This window comes from Arenibacter troitsensis (assembly GCF_900177645.1).
GTDB classification, from domain to species: domain Bacteria; phylum Bacteroidota; class Bacteroidia; order Flavobacteriales; family Flavobacteriaceae; genus Arenibacter; species Arenibacter troitsensis.
Genome location: NZ_FXAO01000001.1, coordinates 805,049 through 831,839 on the forward strand (window position 1 = coordinate 805,049; position 26,791 = coordinate 831,839).

The window sequence follows — 26,791 nt, forward strand, 5'->3', positions numbered from 1 at the left end:
AACGGACGTGTATGTAGTAGCTTACCCCAATGGGGTAGTGGTGCTGATAACGGTAATAGCAATGCAACCATCTATAAATGGTGTATAAAGTAAATTATTGTCCGTATTGTTAAATGTCATCATAATAATAAAGAACCAAATGTAGTATTTTTGATTACCCAATCAAATGTTTTTGCGGATTTTTGCCAAATCATCAATTTTTACTAAAATATCTTATAGAATGAAGATTTTTAATGCCAAACAGATATACGAAGCTGATAAATTCACAATAGAAAAGCAACAAATCACCAGTGAGCAGCTTATGGAAAGGGCTGCAATTCAGATTTTTAATTGGATGCATTCCCGACTGCAGGGTGCCCAGACGAAAATTATTTTGTTTTGCGGTATCGGCAACAATGGAGGGGATGGGCTGGTCCTTGCAAGGCATTTGAAGGATCACGATTACAATATCGAGGTTTTCGTAGTTAACTATAGCGAGCACAGGTCCAAGGATTTTTTAATAAATCTGGATAGAATAAAGAATAAGGGCATCTGGCCCAATTTTCTAAATGAAGAATCGGAATTACCTGTTATTGGAAGAGATGATATTATTGTTGATGCTATTTTTGGGATAGGATTGAACAGGGTTCCTGATACTTGGGTGGTAAGGCTCATGCAGCGGCTTAACGGCTCCAATGCTTTTATTCTTTCAATAGATATGCCTTCCGGACTTTTTATGGAGGCTGGTCTCCCAAATACCGAAGCGGTGATAAAAGCAAATTATGTGCTTACTTTTCAAGTGCCTAAACTTGTTTTTTTTCTTCCTGAAACAGGTAAATATATGGACCATTGGGAGATTTTGGATATTGGCTTGGACCAGGAATTTTTGTTTAGGATGAATTCGAAATATGAGTTGATAGGTAAGAACGAAGTACTGTCCATGTACCTTCCTAGAAAGAAGTATTCCCATAAGGGCAGCTATGGCCATTCCTTAATTGTTGGCGGAAGTTTCGGTAAGATCGGGGCGGTGATTTTGGCAGCAAAAGGTAGTATGTTGGCAGGAAGTGGATTGGTTACCGCCTATGTGCCAAAGTGTGGGTATTTGCCATTGCAGACGGCATTCCCCGAGGCCATGGTAGTTACGGATAATGAAGAAGCGGAAATTTCCAAAATTGATTTCGGCATACTGCCCAGCGTGATTGGTATTGGGGTTGGCATTGGAACTACGGCAACTACGATTAAGGCCTTTTCTGAATTTCTGAAGGGGAATAAACTGCCTTTGGTCATAGATGCTGACGGCTTGAACATTCTTTCCAAGAATCATGACTTATTAAAAGAAATGCCTCCCCAGACCGTTTTAACTCCGCATCCCAAAGAGTTGGAGCGCATTTTAGGGAATTGGGCGGATGATTTTGACAAGTTGAAAAAAGCAAAAGAGTTCTCTGAAAAATACGATTGTATTTTGGTTATAAAAGGGGCAAACACCATGACCATATATAAGGATATGGGTTATATTAACACCACCGGAAATCCAGGGATGGCCACGGGTGGAAGTGGCGATGTGCTAACCGGTGTAATCACGGGCTTGATCGCTCAGGGTTATTCGCCATTAAATGCTGCCATTTTTGGGGTGTATATCCATGGAAAAGCTGCTGATATAGCGGTGGAAAAATGTGGTTTCCAAGCCTTGATTGCCAGTGGTATACTGGACAATATTGGCCAGGCCTATTTGGATCTTTTTCAAGTTTCGGAGCCAAATGCGGCTGCAGGTGAAAGGGAATAACGGAGTGTCATTGCCATTGGCTATAAAGTAATACTGCTATTCTGCGTTGGATGCCCTTACACGTCTTTTTATCCACATTAGGGCATTGTCCTGATCAATAAAGAATTTCATGGGTTTCTTGTAAAATAGTTTCTCTATATTAAAATTGTGCATATCTATTTCTTTAATGGAAACTACTGCAAAGGCTTTAATATTTTCTATTTCCCTAATTTGGTTGTATACCATGGGATCAATGGCGTATGAATTCTTTCTTAAACTTATATAGCCAAAGTTTTTATTCCTGAAATGAATTTCCATAATACCAATAATTTGAAATACTCTTTCTTTGGTTATGGTGCTTCCTTCGTCAAAAATAGAAACCATGTAATCGTCAAATACCTGTACTTTTCCAATGTCCAGTTGATATTCTCGTACGATAATAGTCTTCTTGGGTCGTCCGACTTTCATTCTCCGTATTTTATATAGTGTGTCTGCAGCGAATGTAGAATTAAGTACAACTATTATAAAAATTATTAGATTAAAGACACTTTAATCGTTTATGTGGTGAGGAAATTGGCTTACTGTGTTTTATTTCTTACAAATAACGGGGAATAAATAAAAAAAGGGAGTAGCATTTTGCTACTCCCTTTTAGTGTTGTTTATAGAAATCCAATTTAGGTTTTGGACGACTTTTCTGCTTTTTTGATATTAATGGTGAGCTCTTCCTTGGCCTCATTAAGATCCATCTGTATAGTGTCGCCTTCCTCCAATTTGGAATTTACGATTTCCTCGGCCAGCGCATCTTCAATATATTTTTGAATAGCTCTCTTAAGTGGCCTGGCCCCGTATTGTTTGTCAAAGCCTTTTTCGGCAATATAATCCTTGGCCTTATCGGTTAACTGCAAATCATATCCAATATCCTTGATCCTGAGGTATAATTTCTTTAACTCAATATCGATTATCCTGTGGATATCTTCGCGTTCGAGGGCATTAAATACTACTACGTCGTCTATTCTGTTCAAGAATTCAGGTGCAAAGGCTTTTTTCAAGGCATTTTCGATAACACTTTTTTGATGTGTGTCCGCTTGGGCCTTTTTTGCAGAAGTTCCAAAACCAACCCCTTGCCCAAAATCCTTAAGCTGCCTAGCTCCAATGTTGGAGGTCATTATGATGATCGTATTTCTAAAATCGATCTTTCTGCCAAGACTATCGGTTAAATAGCCATCATCCAGCACTTGTAGAAGCATGTTGAATACATCTGGGTGTGCCTTTTCAATTTCATCCAATAGTATAACGGAATAGGGCTTACGGCGTACCTTTTCGGTCAACTGTCCACCTTCTTCATAACCAACATATCCCGGAGGTGCACCTACTAGTCTTGATATGGCAAATTTCTCCATATATTCACTCATATCTACCCTGATCAAGGCGTCCTCGGAATCGAATAACTCCTTGGCCAGTATTTTGGCAAGTTGTGTTTTACCTACCCCTGTTTGCCCTAAAAAGATAAATGAACCAATAGGTTTGTTGGGATCTTTTAGACCTGCCCGGTTGCGTTGGATCGCTTTGGCAACCTTGGCAACGGCTTCGTCCTGACCAATTACATTGCTCTTGATAAGTTTTGGCAATTCGGCCAATTTATTACTTTCTGTTTGTGCAATCCTGTTTACGGGAATGCCGCTCATCATGGAAACCACGTCCGCAACATTGTCCTCGGTAACGGTTTCTTTGTGGAGCTTACTGTCTTCCTCCCAACGTTCTTGGGCAATGGCCAAATCTTTTTCTATGCGTTTTTCATCGTCCCTTAATTTGGCGGCCTCCTCGTATTTCTGTTTTTTTACAACAGTATTTTTTAGTTCACGAACGTCTTCCAACTGTTTTTCCAGTTCCAAAATTTGTTTGGGTACATCCATATTAACAATATGTACTCGGGAACCTGCCTCATCCAGGGCATCAATGGCCTTGTCCGGTAGATATCTATCCGTCATGTACCTATTGGTAAGTTTTACGCAGGCAAGTATGGCCTCATCGGTATAAATTACGTTGTGATGGTCCTCGTACTTACCTTTAATATTTTTTAGGATCTCAATGGTCTCGGACACTGAAGTTGGCTCCACAATTACTTTTTGAAAACGCCTTTCCAGGGCACCATCTTTTTCAATATATTGTCTGTACTCATCCAAGGTAGTGGCACCAATACATTGAATTTCACCTCTGGCAAGTGCCGGTTTAAACATATTGGAGGCGTCCAAACTGCCTGTGGCGCCACCGGCACCTACAATAGTGTGGATCTCATCGATGAACAGGATTACATCGTCGTTTTTTTCCAGTTCATTCATAACTGCCTTCATTCGCTCTTCAAATTGGCCGCGGTATTTGGTACCGGCAACCAGAGAAGCCAAATCCAAGGTCACCACCCTTTTATTGTAAAGGATTCTGGAAACTTTTTTGTTGATTATCCTTAAGGCTAGTCCTTCGGCAATGGCACTTTTGCCAACGCCTGGCTCTCCTATGAGCAGAGGATTGTTCTTTTTTCTTCTGCTGAGAATTTGGGAAACCCTTTCAATTTCCTTTTCACGGCCCACAACAGGATCCAATTTGTTTTCCTCTGCCATTTTGGTCAGGTCGCGACCGAAATTGTCCAATACAGGGGTTTTTGATTTTTTACTTCCTTTTTGCCCGGTACCGGAAGTGCCAAAAGTGCCTTCCTTTTCTTCATTGGGCTCATCGGAATCGCTGGGAAAGGATTCCGAGGTAGGAGAATCTATATAGTCATCATCACTTGTTATCATTGATTTAAACTGGTCTTTTACTCCATCGTAATCCACTTTTAACTTGTGTAGTAATTTTGTGGTAGGGTCGTTTTCATTACGCAAAATACATAGTAATAAATGAGCCGTATTGATAGAGGAACTTTGAAATAATTTAGCTTCCAAAAATGTTGTTTTCAGTGCACGCTCCGCCTGTCTGGTCAGATGCAGGTTCTTTTTGTCCTTTTGTGCAGTGCCGGTATTCGGATTGGCGGGACTTAATATCTCCACTTTTCTTCTCAAGTGATCCAAGTCCACATCCAATGCGTCTAAAATGCTTATTGCTTTTCCGTTACCATCCCGCAGTAATCCCAGCATTAAATGCTCGGTTCCAATAAAGTCGTGGCCTAGTCTTAAGGCCTCTTCCTTACTGTAAGCAATTACATCTTTTACTCTAGGGGAAAAATTGTCGTCCATAAAATATCCTTTCAACTTTAAAAATAGTAAATCTATATCAATCTATGGCAAATACTATACCTAATATTCGTTAAACGTGATCGATTTGACGAAATAAGCCATTATTTGCGAAAAAATTAACAATCAAAACGTTATCCGTAGCACTTATTTAAAGTGTTGATAAATTCTTTACAAAAGTATGTCCTAAGTACTTGTATAGTATCGATTTTACGTATATTGTCCTGCTTTTTTAACTAAAAATAAATAGAAGATTTTAAATGGCAGAAGGAGAAAAATTAATTCCGATTAACATTGAAGATGAAATGAAATCTGCCTACATTGATTATTCAATGTCGGTCATTGTGTCACGTGCCCTGCCAGATGTTAGGGATGGTTTAAAGCCAGTGCATAGAAGGGTTTTGTTCGGAATGCATGAGTTAGGTGTTAGATCTAATAGTGCCCATAAGAAATCCGCGCGTATAGTCGGGGAAGTATTAGGTAAGTATCATCCACACGGAGATACTTCTGTTTATGATTCCATGGTCCGTATGGCCCAGGAGTGGAGTTTAAGGTATATGTTGGTCGATGGCCAGGGAAACTTTGGTTCCGTAGATGGTGACAGTCCTGCAGCAATGCGTTATACGGAGGCCCGTATGCGTAAAATAGCAGATGATATGTTGGCCGATATAGATAAGGACACTGTAGATCATCAGCTTAATTTTGATGATTCCTTGCAGGAACCAACCGTTCTTCCTACCAGGATTCCTAATTTATTGATCAATGGGGCTTCAGGTATTGCGGTAGGTATGGCAACAAATATGCCGCCACACAACCTTTCCGAAGTAGTGGACGGTACCGTAGCCTATATTGATAATAATGATATTGAGATCGATGAGCTTATTACCCATATTAAGGCGCCCGATTTTCCAACAGGTGGTATAATTTATGGTTATGACGGGGTCAAGGAGGCTTTCCATACCGGACGTGGCCGTGTGGTAATAAGGGCGAAAGCCAGTTTTGAGGAGGTTCAGGGAAGGGAGAGTATCGTTGTAACCGAAATTCCATATCAAATCAATAAGGCGGACATGATCAAGAAGACTGCCGATTTGATCAATGAGAAAAAGATAGATGGTATTTCTACTATTAGGGATGAGTCCGATAGGAACGGTATGCGTATCGTATATATCCTGAAAAGGGACGCTATTCCTAATATCGTCTTAAATACCCTGTACAAATATACTTCGTTACAGTCTTCGTTTAGTGTCAATAATATAGCCTTGGTAAAAGGAAGGCCTCAATTGTTGAACGTTAAGGAGATGATCCACTATTTTGTGGAGCACCGTCATGAAGTGGTTGTAAGGCGTACAGAGTTTGAGCTTAAGAAAGCCGAAGACCGGGCGCACATCTTGGAAGGACTTATTATAGCCTCGGATAATATAGACGAGGTAATTGCGATCATAAGGGCTTCTTCCAATGCTGATGAGGCTAGGGAAAAGCTTATGGAGCGCTTCAAGCTTAGTGAAATTCAAGCCAAGGCTATTGTTGAAATGCGTTTACGCCAGTTGACAGGTCTGGAGCAGGATAAATTAAGGTCGGAATACGAGGAAATAATCCTGACCATTGCCGATTTAAAGGATATCCTGGCCAAGAAAGAGCGAAGGATGCAGATCATTAAGGAAGAGTTGCTGGAGGTTAAGGACAAATATGGGGATAACCGTCGTTCAGAAATAAATTTTGCAGGTGGTGATCTAAGTATGGAGGATATGATCCCGGATGAGCAAGTGGTGATTACCATTTCCCATGCCGGTTATATCAAAAGAACCCCTCTTTCCGAATATAAGACCCAAAATAGGGGTGGTGTTGGTCAAAAAGCATCTTCCACCAGAAATGAAGATTTCTTGGAACATCTTTTCGTGGGTACCAACCATCAATATATGTTGTTCTTTACCCAAAAGGGTAAATGTTTCTGGATGCGTGTGTATGAAATTCCAGAGGGAACCAAAACTTCAAAAGGACGTGCTATCCAAAACTTGATCAATATTGAGAACGATGATATGGTGAAAGCCTTCATCTGTACCCAGGATTTAAAGGATGAGGAATATGTAAACAGTCATTATGTAATTATGGCCACCAAAAAGGGTATCGTTAAAAAGACCTCTTTGGAACAATACTCAAGGCCGAGACAGAATGGTATCAATGCAATTAGTGTCCGTGAGGACGATGAACTATTGGAAGCTAAACTTACGACTGGTTCAAGTCAGATATTCCTAGGGTTAAAATCTGGTAAGGCCATTAGGTTCGAAGAGGTAAAGACAAGACCTATGGGTAGAAATGCCTCCGGTGTTCGCGGCATTACTTTGGCACATGACAAGGATGAGGTGATCGGCATGGTGGCCGTACACAATTTTGAAGAGGAAATATTGGTGGTTTCGGAGAATGGATACGGAAAACGTTCCAGTATTGAGGATTATAGAATTACTAATAGAGGTGGTAAAGGGGTGAAGACCATTTCCATTACCGATAAAACAGGTGGATTGGTAGCTATTAAAAATGTTTCCGACTCTGATGACTTAATGATAATCAATAAATCCGGTATCGCAATTAGAATGAGTGTAGAGGATTTAAGAGTAATGGGTAGGGCAACTCAGGGAGTTCGACTCATTAATATTAAAGGCAACGATTCTATTGCCGCAGTGGCCAAAGTGATGAAGGACGAAGATGAATTGGATGATATTAAAGCCTTGGAGGTAGATGCCAAAGAAGAAGATGGCACGGCTCTTGATAATGATAGTGCGGAAACCAAAGAATAACATTTAAACACTAATAAGTAAATTTAATTTGAAATGAAAACAAATATTTTAATACTCTCGGCTATGTTCTTTTCGGTGGTCGGAATTGCTCAAAAGGATGAGATAAAAACGGCTGATAAGGCGTTAAAGTCGGGCGATGCCATGGCTGCTAAAACAGCATTGGACGGTGCATCTTCACTAATTGCTAGTGCGGATGAAAAAATGCAGGCCCAATATTATTTTTTAAGGGGTAGTGCTTATGCCGAATTGGCTAAAAAAGGTACTGCCGGTGCTTTTGATGAAGCTATTTCTTCCTTTAAAAAAGTAAGTGAAGTAGAAGAGAAAAGTGGAAAGTCCAAATACGGGCCTGATGCCAAGGAAAAACTTTCCGGCATGACTGCCGATCTTATCAATTCTGCAGTGGAAGATAACAACAACAAGAAATACGATGAAGCTGCCGATAAACTGTATATGGGTTATCAATTGAGTCCCCGGGATACTGTTTACCTTTATTACGCTGCCAGTAGTGCTGTAAATGGTGGACATTGGGAAAAAGCCTTGAATTACTACAACGAGTTAAAGGATTTGGGTTATGACGGAGGTGGAATGGTCTACAAGGCCACCAATGTTTCTACTGGAGAGGTGGAAGAAATGGAGAAAACCCAAAGGGAGCTTATGGTTAAATCCGGAGCTTACAAAGATCCAGTAGATGAAAAGACACCTTCAAAAACTACAGAGATCGTTAAGAATATTGCTTTAATATATACCCAGTTGGGTAAGGATGACGAGGCGTTGGATGCCTACAGGGATGCTAGGGCCAAGGATCCAAAGGATGTGAACTTGATTCTGAACGAGGCCAATCTTTACTATAAGATGGGGGATAAGGAAAAATTTAAGGCTTTGATGGCAGAAGCTTCCGAGGTTGCTCCGGATAATCCGGATTTGTTCTACAACGTTGGTGTTATCAATATGGAACAAGGAAATATAGAAGATGCCAGAAAGGCATATAAAAGGGCTATCGAAATTAACCCAGGGTATGTTAATGCGCAATTGAATCTTTCTACTACCTATGTTAACGAGGGCAATAGCTTGATAGATGAAATGAATTCACTTGGGAATTCTAAAAAGGATATCGCAAGATATGATGAATTGAAGGAGAAAAAGGATAGCTTGTTCCGTGATGGGGCCATAATCTTGGAGGATGCCTTAAAATTGAATCCGGACAATCAAAGTATCCTTTCCCAATTGAAGAATATTTATGGTGCCTTAGGGGATAATGAAAACTTCTTGCGCTTAAAAAAGCTTAGTGGGGAGTAGTACCATCTTAGAACGAAAATTTAAAAGGGCTATCGATTTCGATAGCCCTTTTTTTATATGATTTTTTTGATTACCCTTAGTTTGTGGGTGTAGGTATTTGTTTCGGTGTTGAAAATTCCAGTGTGGTCTATCCGGTCTATCCTGACCTTGCCAAAGGAATGGATAACATAGTTGTTCTCCATGATAATCCCTACATGGTCTATAATGCCATCATTATTGTCGAAAAAGGCCAGATCCCCAGGTTCACTTTCTTCAATAAAACTCAAAGCCTCCCCTTGGGTAGATTGCTGTTGGGCACCTCTGAGTAATCGATATCCATTTGTTTTGTACGCCATTTGGGTAAATCCTGGACCGTCAATTCCAAAAGTGGTTTTCCCGCCCCATAGGTAAGGTGCGTTTAAATAGAGAAGGGCTTTGTTTAGGACTTGGTCTTTGTTTTGTTCTCCTATTGTAAATGAGCCGTCGAATTTGTGGTTTAAGGGGCAGTTTTGAGGTATGCTGGATCCTAAAACAATAGGCAGAAGAACATTGTGTTCTGTTTCTACAAATGAAATTAGTTCGGAAGATACTTTTGTGGATTCCAAACTTTCCATTTCCTTATACTGGCTTTCGTCGATTAGGGTAAATTGTTGGTTACTGACCCAGCCTTCAAAATTGTCAAAAGCATTGCGGATCTTGCTCCATTTTTTTCTCTGATCCAATACCTTGAAATGTTCCCCGTACAAAAGCTGGGAAACCATTTCGCTGGTGTCGTCTGCAACGGAACGTATTGGAACAATACTAAGGTGGCAAATACCGTATTGCATGGGCTTGCTTTACAAGAACTTATTAATTTCTTTCTATAATTATTGCAGAAGCACCACCGCCACCATTACATATGGCCGCTGCTCCTATTTTGGCTTTATTTTGATCCAGTACATTGAGTAACGTAATAATGATCCTTGCTCCCGAACAACCCAAGGGGTGGCCCAAAGAAACAGCACCGCCATTCACATTTACATTCTTATCGGTAAGGCCAAGGATTTTCATGTTGGCCAAGCCAACCACGGAAAAGGCTTCGTTAAATTCAAAATAATCCACATCTTCCATGCCTATGCTGGCTTTGGTCAATGCTTTTGGAAGGGCTTTTGCCGGTGCCGTTGTGAACCATTTGGGTTCTTGGGCCGCATCGGCATAGCTTTTTATGGTGGCCAAAGGCTTCAGCCCTAATTCTTTCGCTTTTTCACTACTCATCAGTACCAAGGCTGCCGCACCATCATTAATAGTTGAAGCATTGGCTGCCGTTACCGTACCATCCTTGGAAAATGCGGGACGTAGACCGGGGATCTTGTCCAGTTTAACATTTTTGAATTCTTCATCTTCGGTTACCAGTATGGGTTCTCCTTTTCTTTGTGGGACTTCCACGGGTATTACTTCATTGGCAAATTTTCCACTTGCCCACGCATCTGCAGATCTCTTGTAGGATTGAATAGCAAATCTATCTTGGTCTTCCCTGCTAAATTCGTATTCAATGGCGCAGGCGTCCGCACATGTGCCCATAGCCTGTTGGTCATAAGCGTCCACAAGCCCATCTTTTTGCATGCCATCGATCAATGTGGCAGGACCAAATTTTTGGCCACTCCTTAAATGAAGATAATGGGGTATTAGGCTCATATTTTCCATACCTCCGGCAACAACGATATGGTTGTCTCCCAGGGCTATGGACTGGGCTGCCATCATTACCGATTTCATTCCCGAGGCACAGACCTTGTTGATTGTGGTGCAGGGGACCGTATTGGGTATGCCGGCATAAATGGCTGCTTGTCTTGCTGGTGCCTGACCGGTTCCTGCCTGAACAACATTGCCCATAAGTACCTCCTCCACTTTGGAAGGGTCCAATTTAATTTTACTCAATGCACCCTTAATGGCAATAGCGCCAAGTTCAGGTGCCGGAATGGTGGACAATGCTCCCATAAAACTTCCTATGGGCGTTCTAACTGCGGAAACGATCACAACATCTTTCATCAAGTTCATTTTTATTATCTGCGAATTTAATAAATTAATGTGCAATGAGATGTGCAACGGTAGAATATTCCATGTTATTTATGAATTTAGAACTCCGTATTAGGTATAGTTGGAAGGAGATATATGGCCTAGGCTTATAAGTGAAATTTGATAAGTGGGTTTCAAATATGTTGTTATTTGGACAAAGTATCATTTTAAGTTTATATTTTTCTATTTTTGACTATAGAACTTTCCGTATGCGCACTTTTTTGGACAGCCTTTATAAAAACCATTCCCTGGTTTATAAGTATCTCTTATATTTCTCTGCTGTTTTCTTTATTGTATTCTTTTTTCCACGTGGCGGAAAGTTTAAGTACGAGTACCAAAAAGGCAAGCCTTGGCAATACAATAATTTTTATGCTCCTTTTGATTTTTCCATAAATAAGAGTGTGGAGGAAATATCCAAGGAAAAGGCGAAAATAGAAAGCAATCATATAGACTACTATTATTATGACACCGGTATTGTGGCCGAAGTGGATAGCACCATAGGAAAGGAATTGGGTAATGTTTTTGATTCTTCAAGTGTAGATAAAAATGAACTTGAAAGAATTCAAAGGGTTGCCAACGACGTTTTGGCGGATTTATATGCCAATGGTATTCTATCTAAAATTGAGAGGAGGAGCACTAAAAATAGTCTTTACGTGGTTAAGGATAATGAAGCCACAAAATTAAAATTTGATGATGTCTATAGTTTATCCGAGGTAGAGGGTGTTATTAGCAAAAAACTGGCCCAAAACAACTTGTCGGTTTATGAGCCTTCCTTTCAGGAAGTGTTCTTCAATTTTATAAGGCCCAATGTTAGTTTTGATGCCGATTTGTCCAATAAGGAGCTGGAGTCCGAATATGCAAAGATTTCCTATACTTTGGGAAATGTAGACGAGGGCAAGCTTATCATTGCCAAAGGGGAGGTGGTTGAACAGGACGATGTTATGGTATTGGATTCGCTAAAAAGTGAGTTTGAGTCGGAATTATGGGAAGAAAATAATCAATATTTAATTCTGTTCGGCTATACCGTGTTGGTTGCCATGGTGTTGATGATGTTTTTTCTGTTTCTGAAAAAATATCGACTGGAAATCTTTAGGGACAATACAAAGGTAACCTTCATTATAGTCAATATTCTCATCATGGTATTTTTGACCACCATGGTAGTGAAATATGATGTGGAGTATGTTTTTGTAGTGCCATTATGTATTTTACCCTTGGTGCTCAAGACATTTTTTGATGCAAGAATGGGGCTCTTTGTACATGTTCTTACCGTCTTAATATTAGGATTTGTGGTACCCAATAGTTTTGAGTACATCTTTCTTCAGACTTTGGCAGGAATTGTTACCATCTTGTCCGTATCCGAACTTTATAAAAGAGCTAATTTGTTTATTTCAGTGGGTCAAATAACCCTGATCTATATAATTGGTTATTTTGCTTTTCATATGATTCATGAAGGTAATCTGGAAGATATTCGCTGGATGGCATTTGGCTATTTTTTCTTAAATGGTATGATTACGCTGTTTGTTCAGCCATTAATTTATATTCATGAAAAAATATTTGGGTTGGTATCCGATGTTTCCTTGTTGGAATTGTCCGATACCAATTCCAGATTATTAAAGGAGTTGTCCAATAAGGCTCCGGGAACCTTTCATCATTCCCTTCAGGTAGCCAATCTGGCGGAAGCTGCGGCCAACGAGATAGGGGCCAATGCCATGTTGGTAAGGGTAGGGGCATTATACCATGACATTGGGAAAATGAACAACCCAACCTATTTCACGGAAAATCAGGTAACCAATGTAAACCCTCACGATGACCTTGAGCCTATTGATGCCGCAGCCATAATTATTAACCATGTCATTGAGGGTATAGAAATTGCAAGGAAGAATAAGGTACCGGATCGTGTAATAGATTTTATACGTACCCATCACGGAACTTCATTGGTCTTTTATTTTTACAAAAAGCAGGAGGCCTTGGAAGGGGAGGTAAATGAGGAGGATTTTAGATATCCCGGCCCGATTCCTTTTTCGAAGGAAACCGCTATTTTAATGATGGCAGATTCTGTGGAGGCAGCCTCTAAAAGTCTAAAGAACCCTACTTTTTTGATAATCGATGAATTCGTGGAAAGGATCATTGAAGGCCAAATAAAGGGTGGCCAGTTTTTAAATGCCAATATTACCTTCAAGGAGATAGAAGCTGTTAAGAAGATTTTGAAACAGAAATTGGTGAATATTTATCATTTAAGGGTAGAGTATCCGGAGTAGGTAGTTTTTTGGAATTGTTTGAAGCTTAATAAGATAAGTGGAATAAATGGCCAATTCGGAAGAACGTGTAAAAAAAAAATAGAAAAATTGTTGCGTTCTTGTGAATGAAAAAGTACATTTGCAACCGCATTTTTGATGCGTGAGCTTTAAAATTATTGGAGAGGTGCCGGAGTGGTAACGGAGCAGATTGCTAATCTGTCGACGGGTAACTGTCGCCAGGGTTCGAGTCCCTGTCTCTCCGCTTTTTTTTAGAGTGGTATTGTTGAGGAGGTTTTAACCATTCTCGGGGTGTAGTACCGTGTCATGCAAGGCATATACTACGCTCAAACAGTTATCAATAAAAATAGGATTGAATTCCCAAGTAAAATATTCAGTTCTATTAAAATTCGGGGTGTAGCGTAGCCCGGTTATCGCGCCGCGTTTGGGACGCGGAGGTCGCAGGTTCGAATCCTGCCACCCCGACCAAGAAAATCCGATCATGTAAATGATCGGATTTTTTGTTTTTAACGGTATAGTGCCAAGGGTGCTTAAACTGGATCGAGTACAATAAACGATAAGAGGCAATTTCCCTTGCCAAGTTAGAAAGTAGTTGGCTAATTTCAATTGATAAATAGCTCACTTTGCTGTTTAATATTAATTCTTTAAATTAAATACATTTAAACTAAGCGCGAATTGAACTTTAAAGAATCACATACGCTAATACTTAATAATGTAGCAAGGTTTATTGATTTAACCGAGCTTGAAAAACGGAAGTTTATTTCTTTGCTTGCAGAAATAAAAGTGAAAAAGAAAGCATATTTAATGCAAGCAGGGGAAATTGCTCAATATGAATATTTTATAGCTAAAGGCTGCTTAAAAGTATATACTTTGGATAAAGATGGTGCAACTCACATATCCATGTTTGCAATAGAGGATTATTGGACTGGTGATATGGCAAGTTTTATGACCAAGGAACCAACCCGTTATTTTATTAAGGCTACTGAAAATTCAGAATTATTAGGTGTCTCTAGGGCCAATTATGATTTGCTTTTTCAGGAAATACCAAAATTCGAAAGGTTTTATCGCATATTGTATCAAAGGTCGCTCATAAGTTACATAAGGCGTTCCAATCATGGCATATCCTTGGACGCCGTGGAAAGATATATTGCCTTCAAAAAGAAATATCCAAAAATTGTGAATAGAATTACCCAAAAAGACTTAGCAGGTTATATTGGCATTACGCCAGAATTTATGAGCAAAATTATTTCGAAGGTCAACAGAATGTAAAAGTCTTAAACTAGTTCATTTTTTTTCATGTGTTCCTGTCGGAATTTTGAAGCATGAAAAAAGTAATGATCATTACATCTATTTTAGCAATTGGATTTGCAAACTACTTGCAAGCACAATTTACCCAAGTAGAACTGTTTTCTGGTTTTGATAAAACAGATTTTACCTTATACTCCAGTTATTCTATTATTGCGAGTGGGGCGCTTAGTATTAATACTCTGGCTTTCTTTCAGAAATTTAAGGATGAAATGGCTCAAGGCTTTAATGAGATAGGAGTGCAACCAACACTATTCTGGAATATTAATAAGAATATTGCCATAGGCCCTTCTTTCTATTACAACAGTGTTGCGGGGTATTCAGAACGCTTGTCGGCAAAGTTCACACTAAAAAAATCATGGGTATTATTTGTAATTATTCCTACAGTTACCCATTCTGAGCAAACAGGCGCTAGCTATGCCGAAGCCTTTGCTCAGTTTCAGTTTAACACAGCAATAAATAAAAAAGTTTCTCTTTGGTTAAACGGACAGTTCTTAACTGTATGGGATGCATTTGAGAAGCATTCAAGAAGTTTTCAGCAACTGCGTGCAGGTGTGTCATACAACGGACATCAGTTTGGCATTGGTGTAGACTTTGACCAGTATGGGCAGAAACCTATAGAAAAATCATCTTTCGGTTTGTATTTCCGAAAAACTTTATAGACAATTTTAAATCTTAAACATTATGAAACATTTAGTACAAAAACTTTTAAGAACGTATCCAAATATTGGATTTAGCATTGCACGATTAACCCTTGGTTTGGTAATATTTCCGCATGGCGCACAAAAATTATTAGGACTCTTTGGCGGGTATGGTTATGCAGCAACTATGGAATCATTTACAAGTAATATGGGCTTGCCAAGTATTGTGCCCTTTTTAGTAATAATGATTGAGTTTTTTGGCTCTATATGCCTAATTCTAGGACTCTTCAGTAGGTTTTGGGCACTATCACTTATAGGAGTGTTTATGGGTATCATTTTTACTACCCAGTTAGAACATGGCTTTTTTATGAATTGGTTTGGTAATCAAACGGGTGAAGGTTACGAATATTCACTTCTTGTTATCGGCCTAGCATTAACAATATTAGTTAATGGTAGTGGAAAATGGACAATAGATCAACTAATCACTAAAAAACAATAATCATGAAAAAAATAATCACAATAGCAGGGAGCAATAGTCAAAAATCTATCAATACAAGTTTAATAACCTATACCAACAGTTTACTGGAAAATGTGGATATTATTTCCATTGACTTAAACGATTATGTTTTGCCAATTTATGGTGCTGATTTTGAAGCTGAAAATGGTATTCCCACTGCAGTTAGAAGACTAGACGAATTATTCAATACTGCGGATGGATTTATAGTATCTCTTGCCGAACATAACGGGTCTTATGCAGCTGTATTCAAAAATACAATAGACTGGTTATCCCGTGTAAACACTAAAATATGGAGAGACAAGCCAATGCTGTTAATGGCAACCTCGCCAGGGAATAGAGGCGGAGCAACTGTATTACAATTAGCAAGTGCCTACTTTCCGTTTATGGGAGCTAATATCACAGATACGTTTTCATTGCCTTCTTTCTATGATAATTTCAATAACAAGGAAATCAATGATGAACGTTTGAAGAAGGACATTCATTTGAAGGTTAATAAATTTCAAACAAAAATTTTATAAAACAATTATGCCACATTTTATAATGGACTGTTCAGAACAAATTGCAGAACAGAAGTCACCAGCAGATATCATTCAAAGCGTGTATGATGCTGTATATTCCACCAAATTATTTCTACTTAAAGAAATATTAAAGAAATAAAAGTACGTATTAATCCTTTTCAATATTACAATACCGGAAATACAAGTGGCAACCTCATCCAGGCTTTTGCCAATATAAATGAAGGAAGAAACAAGGTACAAAAGGCTAATTTGTCCAGACAATTATAACAGAGCTAAAAGCAATGCTTACGGAAGTTCCTATTATTTCTGTAAATATTAAGGATTTTGTTAAAGCTACTTATTGTAATAAGGAAATAGATTAAAAATGGTTGTAGGGCCGGAAACTATTTTTATTTCAATCCAATTGATAGTCTGGTTGTGATTAATTTTACCAACCCCATGTTTACTTTATCTTAAAAACTTGAAATTCAGTAAATAAATTCAATTCATACTATTCTTGATGTAAGAATGTGCAGGGTTTTCATACCTTAGCAGCTATAGGCCAAGGTATATTGCCTTTGGGGAAACAATAACACTATTTTGGTAGATATTAAATGGAGTAAATCTTCCGGATTGGATTTTAAAAAAGCGGTGCTTTTTATGATTATCAGCACCTTTTCATTTGCGTTGATGAATGTTTCCGTAAAATATCTATATAGAATCCCAACTTTTCAAATTGTATTTTTTAGATGTCTTGGTTCTTTGGTCCTTGCCACAACATATATTTTGGTCAAGGGGATCCCATTATTTGGCGTTAAGAGAAGACTTATGTTTTTGAGGGCTGTATTGGGTTTAACGGCCATGTGTTTGTTCTTTTTCTCCTTGAAATACCTGAACGTTGGTACGGCAGTTTCATTAAGATATATTGCTCCTATTTTTGCAGCGATTTTTGCCGTTTTCTTTTTAAGGGAGAAATTAAAAAAAATTCAATGGCTTTTTTTTCTAACAGCATTTGCAGGGGTGCTGGTTTTAAAGGGATTTGATGGTAATATTAATACCATTGGCCTGTCTCTCATTTTAACGGCCTCAGTTTTTAGTGGTATGGTCTATGTTGTAATTAGAAAAATTGGGGTTTCAGATCATCCTGCAGTTGTAGTCAATTATTTTATGTTCGTGGGTACCGTTGTCGGAGGACTTTTGGCAATTAGTGTATGGGTGCAACCCAATGGTTTGGAATGGGCTTTTTTGTTTCTTTTAGGTATTTTTGGTTTTATGGGCCAATTGTATATGACCAAGGCTTTTCAAATTGCAAGGACAAACCTTGTGGCCCCGTTAAAATACATTGAAGTTATTTTTACCATTTGCATCGGTGTAATATGGTTCCAAGAAGCCTATACTATCTATAGTTTCATTGGACTGCTTATGATTATTTCTGCCTTGGTATTAAATACGTTGGTAAAGAAGGATTGAAACCTTGCAAGCTTCGCTACCAAACGAACTTGAGATATGGATATCCAAAACCATTAATGAAATTCTTATTTCCATGTTGGGTTTTAATTTTTTAAAATTGTATCAAATTCAACTTCAAATCATAAAAATAGTTTTAGCTTTGTTATCAAATGGGGTGCTTGCCATTCAAGGCAGGCTGAGATGATACCCAGGAGTTTTGGCTCCGAACCTGATCCGGATAATGCCGGCGTAGGTATTTTGGTTCGATGTTGCACCATAGCAAGTCGATACATACTTCATCTTCCCATTTCGTAAATATAATTAGGGAATAGATGGAGAATTTTTTTACACACCTTACATGGCTGCAGGCATTGGGAACAGTCCTTGGGGTAGCACAAGTACTTTTGGCAAGGAACAATAATATCCACAACTATTTATTTGGAATAGTTTCCATTCTTATTGGCATATGGGTACTATACCAGACAAAACTGTATGCGGATATTGTACTCCATCTATACTACTTGTTTATGAGTATCTACGGCTGGACTTTTTGGAAGTATGGTAAACATAAACAAGAAACCCCTATTTCCTATTCGGATAAATCGGAGCATATGAAAGCCATAGGAATTGTGATAGCCTGTTTTGCCCTTATGGTCTACTGGCTAAGGTTTTACACAAATTCCGATGTCCCACTCTGGGATGCGACGGTTAGTGCCTTTGCTTGGGCCGGAATGTGGCTCATGGCCAAAAGAAAAATGGAGAATTGGATCTACCTTAATATTAGTAATGTTATTTCCATTCCCTTACTCTTTTACAAAGAACTATACATATATGCCGGACTTACCATTTTCTTGTTTATAGTGGGGACCTCTGGATATTTTAAATGGAAAAAATTAATTTTGGATGACATTGGTAGACAACCTGCACAAGCTTAGAAAACTATTATTGGGAGCCGAGGTATTTCCACAAGATGTTTTGGATTGGATAAACAATGAAAACCTCTGGAATATCTGGGTCCCTAAAACTTATGGAGGATTGGAATTATCCCTAACCGAGGGTTTGTCCAAGCTTAGGGAGTTGGCCAAAATTGATGCCAGCCTTGGATGGACCATAACCCTGTGCAGTGGAGCCAATTATTTTATTGGCAATTTACAACCTAGTAAGGCCCGGGAGATTTTTATAAAGGCCGGATCCACCCCTTGTTTGGGCGGAAGTGGTGGGGTTTTTGGTACTGCTGAAATTGTTAATGAACATTATAGTATTTCTGGAAAATGGCGTTATGCCACTGGTGCTCCCTACCTCACACATTTTACTTTAAATGCGGAAATTGTGGAGAATGGGGTCCATTTGCTGAATGACGATGGGTCGCCAAGGGTGCAGTCTTTTGTAATTCCAAAAGAGGCAGTACAAGTAATTGAAGACTGGAATACTATGGGCCTTATAGCTACTGCCACACATTCTTTTACTGTTATGGGCTATATGGCCCATGAGAGCTGTAGTTTTAGTTATAATGATTGCCATCTGCCTCAACCTATTTTTAAAATTCCCTTTTCTCTTTTTGCCGATTTAACACTTTGGATAAATTATATAGGTATAGCCGAACATTTATTGGAAGAGGCCGGGGTAGTTTTAGGGAAAGAAAGGTTGGGCGCTTTGGAAAATATAATTCTAGAGTCTGGCGGTAAGATATTCCTATACGCGAATGAGATTGAGAATAGGATCTTGGAAAACAAAGCTTTGGATGCAGAATATATAAAGAAAATTCATCATGGGGCCGTGCAATCCGTAAAGGATATTTCTAGGAACATTATAGAAATTTATCCGAGTTTGGGAGTTAAAGCGAGTACCAGAGGCCATAGGTTAAACCAAATTTTCTGTGATTATTTTACGGCTACCCAACATCATATTTTTTCGAGAAAATGAATTGCACAAATTACCTTGATTGTTAATTTGAGCTTTTTGATTGATTGGGATTTTTTTTTGCGAGGTAATTAATGTTGCTTTCTTTAATTCTTTTGCATGGCTATGAGTTCCTCCAAGACTTTCTGTGCCTCGGCATATTTTTCGTCGCTCTTAGATCGGTTGATGCTGGAGAGTGTATGCCACTCCTTCATCAGTCCGTTGTATTTTTCTTGGAGCTTTTCTTCCTTGGATTTGTTTTTGAAAATTCCGAACATGACTAATTTTTTAAGTGTTGGGTTATTTTAGAACCAATGGGACTGGTATTTGAAAAGTAATAATCAATCAAATTGCCCTTTGCGTCCACCAAATATTTTTGAAAATTCCATTTTACAGTTGAATTTTTAAGTCCATTTACAGCTTTTTTTGTGAGCCATCTATATAAAGGATGTTGTTCTTTCCCTTTTACATTGATCTTTTCGGTTAATAGAAATTTTACCCCATAATTAACTTCACAAAATGTTTCAATTTCCGCGGCGCTACCAGGTTCTTGACCTCCAAATTGATTACAGGGCAATCCTATGACCACTACCTTGTTTTTAAAGGAATCTTGAAGTTCTTGCAATTGACTGTATTGGGAGGTAAAACCGCACTTAGAGGCTACGTTTACAAATAGGATATGCTTGCCCTCAAAGTCTTTCAGATTAATGGGAGTACCTTTTAGGCTATTTATTTTAATTTCATATAAGGATTGTAATTCCATCTTTTCCTTGGGGGCCGAACTTGTAAATATGGTTGCGGCAAACGTTTTGAAGGGATTCATATATTAAATTTTAAAAGTTACAATTCCAAAGTCCATTTCAAATATTTGGCCCGAGATGGAGGCTGCTTTTTCGGACAATAGAAATTGGGCCATTTCCGCCACCTCCTTGGGGTTAAGGAATTTTTTTAAAGGATGCCGCTCTTTAATATTCTCGATCATTTTTTCGTTTCGCAGAAGTTTTGAAGCCAATTGGGTATCTGTCACCGTAGGCGCAATGGCATTAATACGAATGGTGGGCGACAGTTCGGCGCCAAGGGATTTGACCAAACCCTCTACACCGGATTTTGCCGTGGCAATACTGGCATGGTATGGCATTCCCAATTTTGAGGCCACTGTGCTAAAAAGTAAAATAGAGGGGCTGTCGCCCATTTTAAGCGGATCCAAATACTTTTGGACGGCCTTAACGGCACCAATAAGGTTAATTTCAAAATCTTCCCTAAAGTCCTCCAAACTTAAACGCGCAAAAGGTTTTAAATTGATACTTCCGGGACAATAGACCAGTGCATCCACAATGGTCACATCGGGTAATTCATCTTTTAAAATGTCGCAACCCAAGTGCGTTAAATTGGAATGGGTTTCATCCGGGGAAGACCTACTTATATTGATTACCTTGTGGGTATCCAGAAAAGTTTTTACAATAGCCTTGCCTATACCCTTACTACCTCCAATAACAACGATTGTTTTCATTTTTATGGATTTATATACCGGTAACCAAATGCTTGCCCTTTAATCTTTTTTCTACTTTTCTTTTTATGGCGGTAAGACGTTTCATGATATCCATTATCTTTTCATCCTTCTTACTTTTATAAATTTCATTTAAGCCCAAAATCAGTTCTTTTGCCTTCCTCGAAATTTCAATTCTATCACTAGTGGAAAGCGATTTTAGTTTTCTTTGTTCAAATTCCAATGCTTCGTTAATGAGATCCATAATATTAAGTTTTAATATAGTTTTGTAATTCTGTTATTTTAGATGATGAATTGAATTTTCCCCCATAAAAGGCGGTTACGGTTGTAGAGGATTCATCCTTGATCCCTCTGGAAGAAACACATAAATGCTTGGCATCAATAATGACCGCTACGTTTTCCGTACCCAAAATTCTTTTAAGATCTTCCGCTATTTGGTTGGTAAGGCGTTCTTGTACCTGAGGGCGCTTTGCGTAATATTGTACAATTCTGTTCAGCTTGGACAAGCCAATTACTTTACCGGAAGAGATATAGGCCACATGGGCTTTACCTATGATCGGTACAAAATGGTGTTCGCAGTTGGAATAAAAGGTAATATTCTTTTCCACCAACATTTGATTGTATTGGTATTTATTGTCGAACAAAGCAATCTTTGGCTTGTTTGCCGGATTTAATCCGGAGAAAATTTCATCAATATACATCTTGGCAACACGCTCTGGAGTCCCCTTCAAGGAATCGTCCCTTAGGTCCAAGCCCATTACCTCCATAATTTCCTGAAACAATAAGGCAATACGTTGTTTTTTCTCCGTATCCGAAAGTTCGAATGCGTCCGCTTTTAATGGCGTTTCAAATCCCGTATATAGGTGATCGTCACCAATATCCTCATGGGTGAAGCCATTTAAATTTTGGCCATTTATTTTGTTCAGGGTTAAGGTTTCTGTATTCATATTTTCTTTTTATTGTGCTGTACTTATGTACTCCTCCCATAAGTCAAAGCACTGTTAGCGTTTTGAAATTGAGTTATTTGTAATCTGTTTTTGTCTAGAACATTTAAAGCGCCCTTGTGCAAACGTTCTTAATTTTTGGTGCTTGGTGGTACGACCTTGAACACGTTGGCGCCACATTTTAAAACTACTTGGTTTCATTTCCCGCCGCATGAGTTTAATGACCTCTTGTTCTGGCATAGAGAACTGATAGGTTATGGCTTCAAATGGGGTTCTATCCTCCCATGCCATTTCAATAATACGGTCAATATCCCTTTCCGTTTTATTCATTTAAAATTCAAAAAATCATATTTAGATTCATAACTCGCTTTTAGTTTTATCAGCTTAAGTAGAAAAGGTTTACTGGTTTCAAAGCTTTCATCTTTTCTAAACCTAATAAATCGTCCTTGTGCATATAGACTGCTGTAGTCACCTTTATATATCACCAATTGATAATACGGAATTAGCCAAGTGAAATTGGTAAGACCTTTAAATATTCTCACTAGTATTCCCAAAGGACGTAATTCTATATTGGCATATGTAGCATCAAAAATACTGTTGAGATAATCTTTCATATTGTCGCTAGATTCCTCTATAACCATTTTTTTAGAAACTGTTCCTTTCATTTTAATGGTCTTTAAAAAGCTGAAAGGTTTCCCTACTAGATCATTTATGAGTAAGGAAGTATCTTTATCTCTATGTGTGGTATCTAAAATCATCTTTATTTTGCACTCTTTTCAAAGTTACGTAATGTTTAATGATTTTTAAAAAAAGCTAAACAGAATTGGATTCTATTTTCTTATGGTTGTATAGGCTATTACTATTTAAAGGATTTCTAATTGGCCACTAATTTGTTGATTAGCCCATTGAAGATTAATCCATGAAAGGGATACACACTATACCAATACAAACGGCCTGCAAGTCCACGGGGCCTGAAGGTGGCGGTTTGCTTTAGAAGTCCATTGTCAATTTTAAATTCTAGCCAAGCCTCACCGGGTAACTTCATTTCTGCGTATAGCAATAGTTTTTTTTCTTTTTTATCGCTGAAAATAACCCTCCAAAAATCTAAAGCGTCCCCTGCGTCCAATTCGGAAACGTGGGTTCTTCCCCTGCGTAGACCAATACCGCCAACCAATTTGTCCAGATATCCCCTTATTTTCCAGAGAAAATTGCCGTAATACCAGCCTGTTGTACCTCCAATAGACCAAATTTTGTTAATGGTAGCTTGCTCATTTTGGACTTTACGTTCCTTATAATCCTTAAAGCATCCGTATTTAGGAACATTGATATATTTGTGAAGGTTGTTTTTTAATCGGCCACTGCTTACCATGGAATCTTTCCAACTGGATACAATACTGTTCTGTTCAATCTTTTCGAAAGCCAATTGCACGGCCTCTTTATAGGTTATAGGGTGTACGTCCAAAAGTTGATTAATATTGCTGGGTTTACCAACAATTTGGACGCCCATGCTATCTACTAAAGTTGTCGCCAATTTGTAGGAGGTAGAGGTTACAAAATATAGCCAATAGGAAGAAAGTTTAGGAGTCATGACCGGGACGGTTAAAATATAGCGCTTAAGCTCCCTGGTCTCTGCAAACTCCAAGAGCATTTGCTTATAGGTCAAAATTTCGGGACCAAAAATATCAAATGAGGTATTGTAAAGGTCTTTCCTTCCTTTTGCTCTTGATAAAAAAGTCAACACATCCCTTACCGCAAGAGGTTGTGTTTTGGTATTGAGCCATTTTGGTGCTACCATTATAGGAAGTTTTTCAACCAGGTCCCTGATAATTTCAAAGGAGGAACTCCCTGATCCCACTATGATACCCGCCTTAAAAACGGTAAGTCCGTAGGAATCCGAGGCCAAAATTTCTTCCACATTTTTTCTGGACTGCAAATGTTTGGAAAGTTGTTCTTCATTGGTTATGCCACTTGAATAGATAACCTGCTTTAGGCTGGTTGTGGAAAAATAAGCTTTAAAATTGGCAGCACAGGCTGCTTCCAAGTGCTCAAAATTGTTGGAAGAGTTAGACATGGAGTGTATTAAATAATATGCCACATCTATGTCTTTAGGAATGCATTTTAGGGTTTCCGGTTTTAGGAAATCAGACTCTACAATACTGATGTTTTCATCGTCAAGATAGGTTTTATCGGCTCTTAATGTATCCCGTACAGCGCAGACCACTTGATGCCCTTCATTGGTCAAAATAGGAATCAATCGTTTGCCGATATATCCTGTGGCACCTGTTACGAGAATTTTCATTTGTTATATTGTTTGGGATAAATTATAAAACCTCAATAAGAACTTAAAATCCATTGAAGTTGTTGATCTTAATGTTGTCGGCTTTTAAATCGAACATCAGATTATAGAGTCCAAAAAAGGTTCTATTAATATAAATAAAATGTTTGGAACCTCTATTACCGTTCATTTTTCGCAGTTCTGTACTTTTGGAATAGCGCTGCCCCAATTCTGTGATTTTTCCAAAGAAATCATCATCTGCAAAGTTGAAGGTTTCCACCTGAAAGGGTTGGGTGAAAAGGGTCAACAATTCATGGAACATCTCGGTGAAGAATTGGGTTTCCTCAACGGAATCGTCTTCACGTAAAATTTCCAGTTCGTATAATTTGGTAACGAAGAATTTCTGATCTTTAATATTCTCCGGTTTGGCCAATTCAAAATAGGGAACATAGAATTCATTGGGTATAATTTTCATGCAGCCAAAATCCAATGCCACCAGTTTACCTTCCTTGGATACCAGGAAATTTCCGGGATGTGGGTCTGCATGTACTTTTCTCAACTTGTGTATTTGAAACATATAAAAATCCCACAGTGCTTGCCCTAACGTATTGGATTTTTCTTTATCTGTGTTATGGGCAGTAAATTCTGAAAGGTGTTCACCTTGCATATAGTCCATGGTAATGATTCTATCCGAGGATAATTCTTCGTAATATTGAGGAAACAAAAGGTTGGGAATGCATGAGCAGGCTTTGGCAATCTCCTTGCTCTGTTCCATTTCCAACACATAATTTGTTTCCTCTATTAACTTTCCTTCAACTTCCTTGAAGTACTTGTCCGAATCTTTGCCTTTAATGTTAAACATTTTGATGGCAATAGGCTTAACAAGTGCAAGGTCGGAGGCTATACTCTCGGCAACTCCAGGATATTGGATTTTCACAGCAAGTTTTTTCCCATATTTTGCCGCCTCATGGACTTGTCCGATACTGGCAGCGTTGACTGAAGTAGTGTTGAAGGAATCAAATAATTCATTGGGCAGTTTGCCAAAATAATTTTTAAAGGTTTTGATTACAAGTGGAGGCGATAATGGGGGAACGGAAAATTGGGCCAAAGAAAATTTTTCCACGTACGCTTGGGGCATTATGCTTTTTTCCATGCTCAACATTTGAGCTACTTTAAGAGCACTTCCTTTAAGTTGTTTTAGGCTGTCATATATATCCTCCGCATTGTTCTCGTTGAGCCGTGATCTGGCCTCGACCTCAGTTTTTGTAAGTTTATCACCATAGTACTTGAGATAGTTGACCCCAACTCTGGCACCCGTAGAAACTAATTTGGAGGCACGATGTATTTTGGAAACAGGTATATTGTCTATTGTTTTCATGGAATGTTTTTAACTCGTATGCATTTTTTCCTTGAAAAGGAATTTCCCAAAGTCGAGCACACTTTTAAGTGGCGTAATGTTTAAGACATCAAAACTGGTATTGACCGATTTTTCTATAAAAATATCGGTCTTTTCAAAGGCTGCCGAGGTGTCTTCCATCCAGAATTTCATCGTCAACAACAATTGTAACCAAGCCGATTCTTCCAGTGCACGCCGCTGTATTTTATCTATTTGTTCTTGTTTAATGTCCAAAGTTTCAATGCTTAATCCGGCTATGTAGGAGGTAAAATTCTTTTTTAGCCCAGATAAAAGTATTGATCCCTTGAGTCCGTTTTTATGATGATGAAGGGAGTGTAGTACATAACTTCTATTGGCCGTCAAGTTTTCAAAAAAGGTGAAGTAAAAACTTAACAATTTATTACGGGCATCGAAGGAATTGTAATCCTCACTTTTGTCCAAAACAGAAATGGTGTTATTGAAAAAAGCTTGGAAAATGTGCTTTTCAATGGCTTCGAACGAGCCAAAAAATTCATAGAATTTGGACTCTTCAAAGTGGTTGGCCTTTGCAAAGGCGTACACCGATTTAGGACTTGCATTATGTTCAAGGATATAATCCATATAGGAGGAGATAATATCGCTCTCTGTGATTGTTTTCTTTTTTGCCATGACTTGTAGTTGTTTGATGCAAGGTACAAAATGTTTAATGTTTTGGTTTAAATATTAAACAAAATTTAACTAGTTAAATGGGATTGGAGCCTTCCAAACCATTTAAAGGCTTTGCATATAGTTTTATAATTAATTTAAACGCCTATGATCTTGAAAAGGTAGATTATCAGGTTTGCTTATAAATAGTGATGGAAAATAATTACCTAACTGGTTTTTAGAATACTGGTGGTGGAACGCTTTGATGTAAGATTTGAAATTTATTTGTGAAACTCAATTTTGAGAAGTCAGTAAGACGCACTAAAAATTGCAAGTTGAACTAATCCCGCCTTTTTCGGAGGGATCTAGGTTCAATACCTTTCCCCTTGGGTCGATTT

Annotated in this window: 25 protein-coding genes and 2 tRNA genes; 13 read left to right on the forward strand and 14 right to left on the reverse strand. The window is 38.5% G+C overall.

Going from position 1 to position 26,791, the window contains the following annotated elements; genetic code table 11:
- Positions 1-220 precede the first annotated feature (220 nt).
- Positions 221-1,762: an NAD(P)H-hydrate dehydratase gene (locus tag B9Y87_RS03220; RefSeq protein ID WP_085496644.1), complete on the forward strand. Its 1,542-nt coding sequence runs from the start codon at positions 221-223 to the stop codon at positions 1,760-1,762.
- A gap of 36 nt (positions 1,763-1,798) precedes the next feature.
- Here B9Y87_RS03220 and B9Y87_RS03225 read toward each other — a convergent pair whose 3' ends face one another.
- Together B9Y87_RS03225 and B9Y87_RS03230 are read right to left on the reverse strand one after the other, a co-directional pair.
- Entirely contained in the window at positions 1,799-2,209 is a 411-nt protein-coding gene (locus tag B9Y87_RS03225) for an STAS/SEC14 domain-containing protein (protein WP_085496080.1), read from the reverse strand.
- Between the two features lie 206 nt (positions 2,210-2,415).
- Positions 2,416-4,968, reverse strand: coding sequence for an ATP-dependent Clp protease ATP-binding subunit (locus B9Y87_RS03230; RefSeq protein WP_085496081.1), 2,553 nt, complete (start codon positions 4,966-4,968; stop codon positions 2,416-2,418).
- A gap of 257 nt (positions 4,969-5,225) precedes the next feature.
- On the opposite strand from B9Y87_RS03230, the gene gyrA reads away from it, so the two are divergent.
- Positions 5,226-7,757: a DNA gyrase subunit A gene (gene gyrA / locus B9Y87_RS03235; protein ID WP_085496083.1), complete on the forward strand. Its 2,532-nt coding sequence runs from the start codon at positions 5,226-5,228 to the stop codon at positions 7,755-7,757.
- A gap of 33 nt (positions 7,758-7,790) precedes the next feature.
- Positions 7,791-9,053 (forward strand): tetratricopeptide repeat protein, encoded by a 1,263-nt coding sequence (locus B9Y87_RS03240; RefSeq protein ID WP_085496085.1) that lies wholly within the window; start codon positions 7,791-7,793, stop codon positions 9,051-9,053.
- 53 nt (positions 9,054-9,106) lie between these two features.
- On the opposite strand, the gene B9Y87_RS03245 is transcribed toward B9Y87_RS03240, so the two are convergent.
- Both B9Y87_RS03245 and B9Y87_RS03250 read right to left on the reverse strand, forming a co-directional pair.
- Entirely contained in the window at positions 9,107-9,859 is a 753-nt protein-coding gene (locus B9Y87_RS03245; RefSeq protein ID WP_085496087.1) for a C40 family peptidase, read from the reverse strand.
- Between the two features lie 22 nt (positions 9,860-9,881).
- The gene (locus B9Y87_RS03250) at positions 9,882-11,057 is read right to left on the reverse strand and encodes an acetyl-CoA C-acyltransferase (RefSeq protein WP_085496090.1); all 1,176 of its coding nucleotides are present in this window, start codon (positions 11,055-11,057) and stop codon (positions 9,882-9,884) included.
- A gap of 236 nt (positions 11,058-11,293) precedes the next feature.
- On the opposite strand from B9Y87_RS03250, the gene B9Y87_RS03255 reads away from it, so the two are divergent.
- From B9Y87_RS03255 to B9Y87_RS03305, 10 genes are all read left to right on the forward strand, one after another.
- Positions 11,294-13,342, forward strand: a complete 2,049-nt coding sequence (locus tag B9Y87_RS03255; protein ID WP_085496646.1) for an HD family phosphohydrolase — start codon at positions 11,294-11,296, stop codon at positions 13,340-13,342.
- 157 nt (positions 13,343-13,499) lie between these two features.
- Positions 13,500-13,583, forward strand: a tRNA-Ser gene (locus tag B9Y87_RS03260).
- Positions 13,584-13,729: 146 nt separating this feature from the next.
- Positions 13,730-13,807 (forward strand) — tRNA-Pro (locus B9Y87_RS03265).
- A gap of 207 nt (positions 13,808-14,014) precedes the next feature.
- Positions 14,015-14,608, forward strand: a complete 594-nt coding sequence (locus B9Y87_RS03270; RefSeq protein WP_085496091.1) for a Crp/Fnr family transcriptional regulator — start codon at positions 14,015-14,017, stop codon at positions 14,606-14,608.
- A gap of 53 nt (positions 14,609-14,661) precedes the next feature.
- A complete protein-coding gene (locus B9Y87_RS03275; RefSeq protein ID WP_085496093.1) occupies positions 14,662-15,306 on the forward strand; it encodes a hypothetical protein in 645 nt (214 codons plus the stop codon).
- A gap of 22 nt (positions 15,307-15,328) precedes the next feature.
- Positions 15,329-15,784, forward strand: a complete 456-nt coding sequence (locus B9Y87_RS03280; protein ID WP_085496095.1) for a DoxX family protein — start codon at positions 15,329-15,331, stop codon at positions 15,782-15,784.
- 2 nt (positions 15,785-15,786) lie between these two features.
- On the forward strand, positions 15,787-16,320 hold the full coding sequence (locus B9Y87_RS03285; protein ID WP_085496096.1) for an NADPH-dependent FMN reductase: 534 nt from the start codon (positions 15,787-15,789) through the stop codon (positions 16,318-16,320).
- 579 nt (positions 16,321-16,899) lie between these two features.
- The gene (locus B9Y87_RS03295; RefSeq protein WP_262483168.1) at positions 16,900-17,769 is read left to right on the forward strand and encodes a DMT family transporter; all 870 of its coding nucleotides are present in this window, start codon (positions 16,900-16,902) and stop codon (positions 17,767-17,769) included.
- A 311-nt stretch (positions 17,770-18,080) separates the two neighbouring features.
- Positions 18,081-18,683 carry a nicotinamide riboside transporter PnuC gene (gene pnuC / locus B9Y87_RS03300; protein ID WP_085496098.1) on the forward strand — a complete coding sequence of 201 codons (603 nt, stop codon included), beginning with the start codon at positions 18,081-18,083 and terminating at the stop codon, positions 18,681-18,683.
- The gene (locus tag B9Y87_RS03305; RefSeq protein ID WP_085496100.1) at positions 18,652-19,671 is read left to right on the forward strand and encodes an acyl-CoA dehydrogenase family protein; all 1,020 of its coding nucleotides are present in this window, start codon (positions 18,652-18,654) and stop codon (positions 19,669-19,671) included. The genes pnuC and B9Y87_RS03305 overlap by 32 nt, the downstream gene beginning before the upstream one ends.
- Before the next feature lie 83 nt (positions 19,672-19,754).
- Here B9Y87_RS03305 and B9Y87_RS21765 read toward each other — a convergent pair whose 3' ends face one another.
- The 10 genes from B9Y87_RS21765 to B9Y87_RS03350 all read right to left on the reverse strand — a co-directional run bounded on the left by B9Y87_RS21765 (position 19,755) and on the right by B9Y87_RS03350 (position 26,417).
- Positions 19,755-19,925: a Lacal_2735 family protein gene (locus B9Y87_RS21765; protein WP_139827127.1), complete on the reverse strand. Its 171-nt coding sequence runs from the start codon at positions 19,923-19,925 to the stop codon at positions 19,755-19,757.
- A gap of 2 nt (positions 19,926-19,927) precedes the next feature.
- On the reverse strand, positions 19,928-20,470 hold the full coding sequence (locus B9Y87_RS03310; RefSeq protein WP_085496102.1) for a glutathione peroxidase: 543 nt from the start codon (positions 20,468-20,470) through the stop codon (positions 19,928-19,930).
- A 3-nt stretch (positions 20,471-20,473) separates the two neighbouring features.
- Positions 20,474-21,157, reverse strand: coding sequence for an SDR family NAD(P)-dependent oxidoreductase (locus B9Y87_RS03315; protein ID WP_085496104.1), 684 nt, complete (start codon positions 21,155-21,157; stop codon positions 20,474-20,476).
- A 10-nt stretch (positions 21,158-21,167) separates the two neighbouring features.
- Positions 21,168-21,398, reverse strand: a complete 231-nt coding sequence (locus B9Y87_RS03320; RefSeq protein ID WP_085496106.1) for a hypothetical protein — start codon at positions 21,396-21,398, stop codon at positions 21,168-21,170.
- 4 nt (positions 21,399-21,402) lie between these two features.
- Positions 21,403-22,101, reverse strand: coding sequence for a GTP cyclohydrolase I FolE (gene folE / locus B9Y87_RS03325; protein WP_085496109.1), 699 nt, complete (start codon positions 22,099-22,101; stop codon positions 21,403-21,405).
- A gap of 54 nt (positions 22,102-22,155) precedes the next feature.
- Positions 22,156-22,428: a TIGR03643 family protein gene (locus tag B9Y87_RS03330; RefSeq protein WP_085496111.1), complete on the reverse strand. Its 273-nt coding sequence runs from the start codon at positions 22,426-22,428 to the stop codon at positions 22,156-22,158.
- Entirely contained in the window at positions 22,425-22,763 is a 339-nt protein-coding gene (locus B9Y87_RS03335; protein ID WP_245808631.1) for a hypothetical protein, read from the reverse strand. The genes B9Y87_RS03330 and B9Y87_RS03335 overlap by 4 nt, the downstream gene beginning before the upstream one ends.
- 209 nt (positions 22,764-22,972) lie before the next feature.
- Positions 22,973-24,397, reverse strand: a complete 1,425-nt coding sequence (locus B9Y87_RS03340; protein WP_085496116.1) for an SDR family oxidoreductase — start codon at positions 24,395-24,397, stop codon at positions 22,973-22,975.
- Positions 24,398-24,440: 43 nt separating this feature from the next.
- Positions 24,441-25,751 carry an ABC1 kinase family protein gene (locus B9Y87_RS03345; RefSeq protein ID WP_085496118.1) on the reverse strand — a complete coding sequence of 437 codons (1,311 nt, stop codon included), beginning with the start codon at positions 25,749-25,751 and terminating at the stop codon, positions 24,441-24,443.
- A 9-nt stretch (positions 25,752-25,760) separates the two neighbouring features.
- Complete coding sequence (locus B9Y87_RS03350; RefSeq protein ID WP_085496121.1) at positions 25,761-26,417, reverse strand: TetR family transcriptional regulator C-terminal domain-containing protein; 657 nt, start codon at positions 26,415-26,417, stop codon at positions 25,761-25,763.
- Between the last annotated feature and the right edge of the window lie 374 nt (positions 26,418-26,791).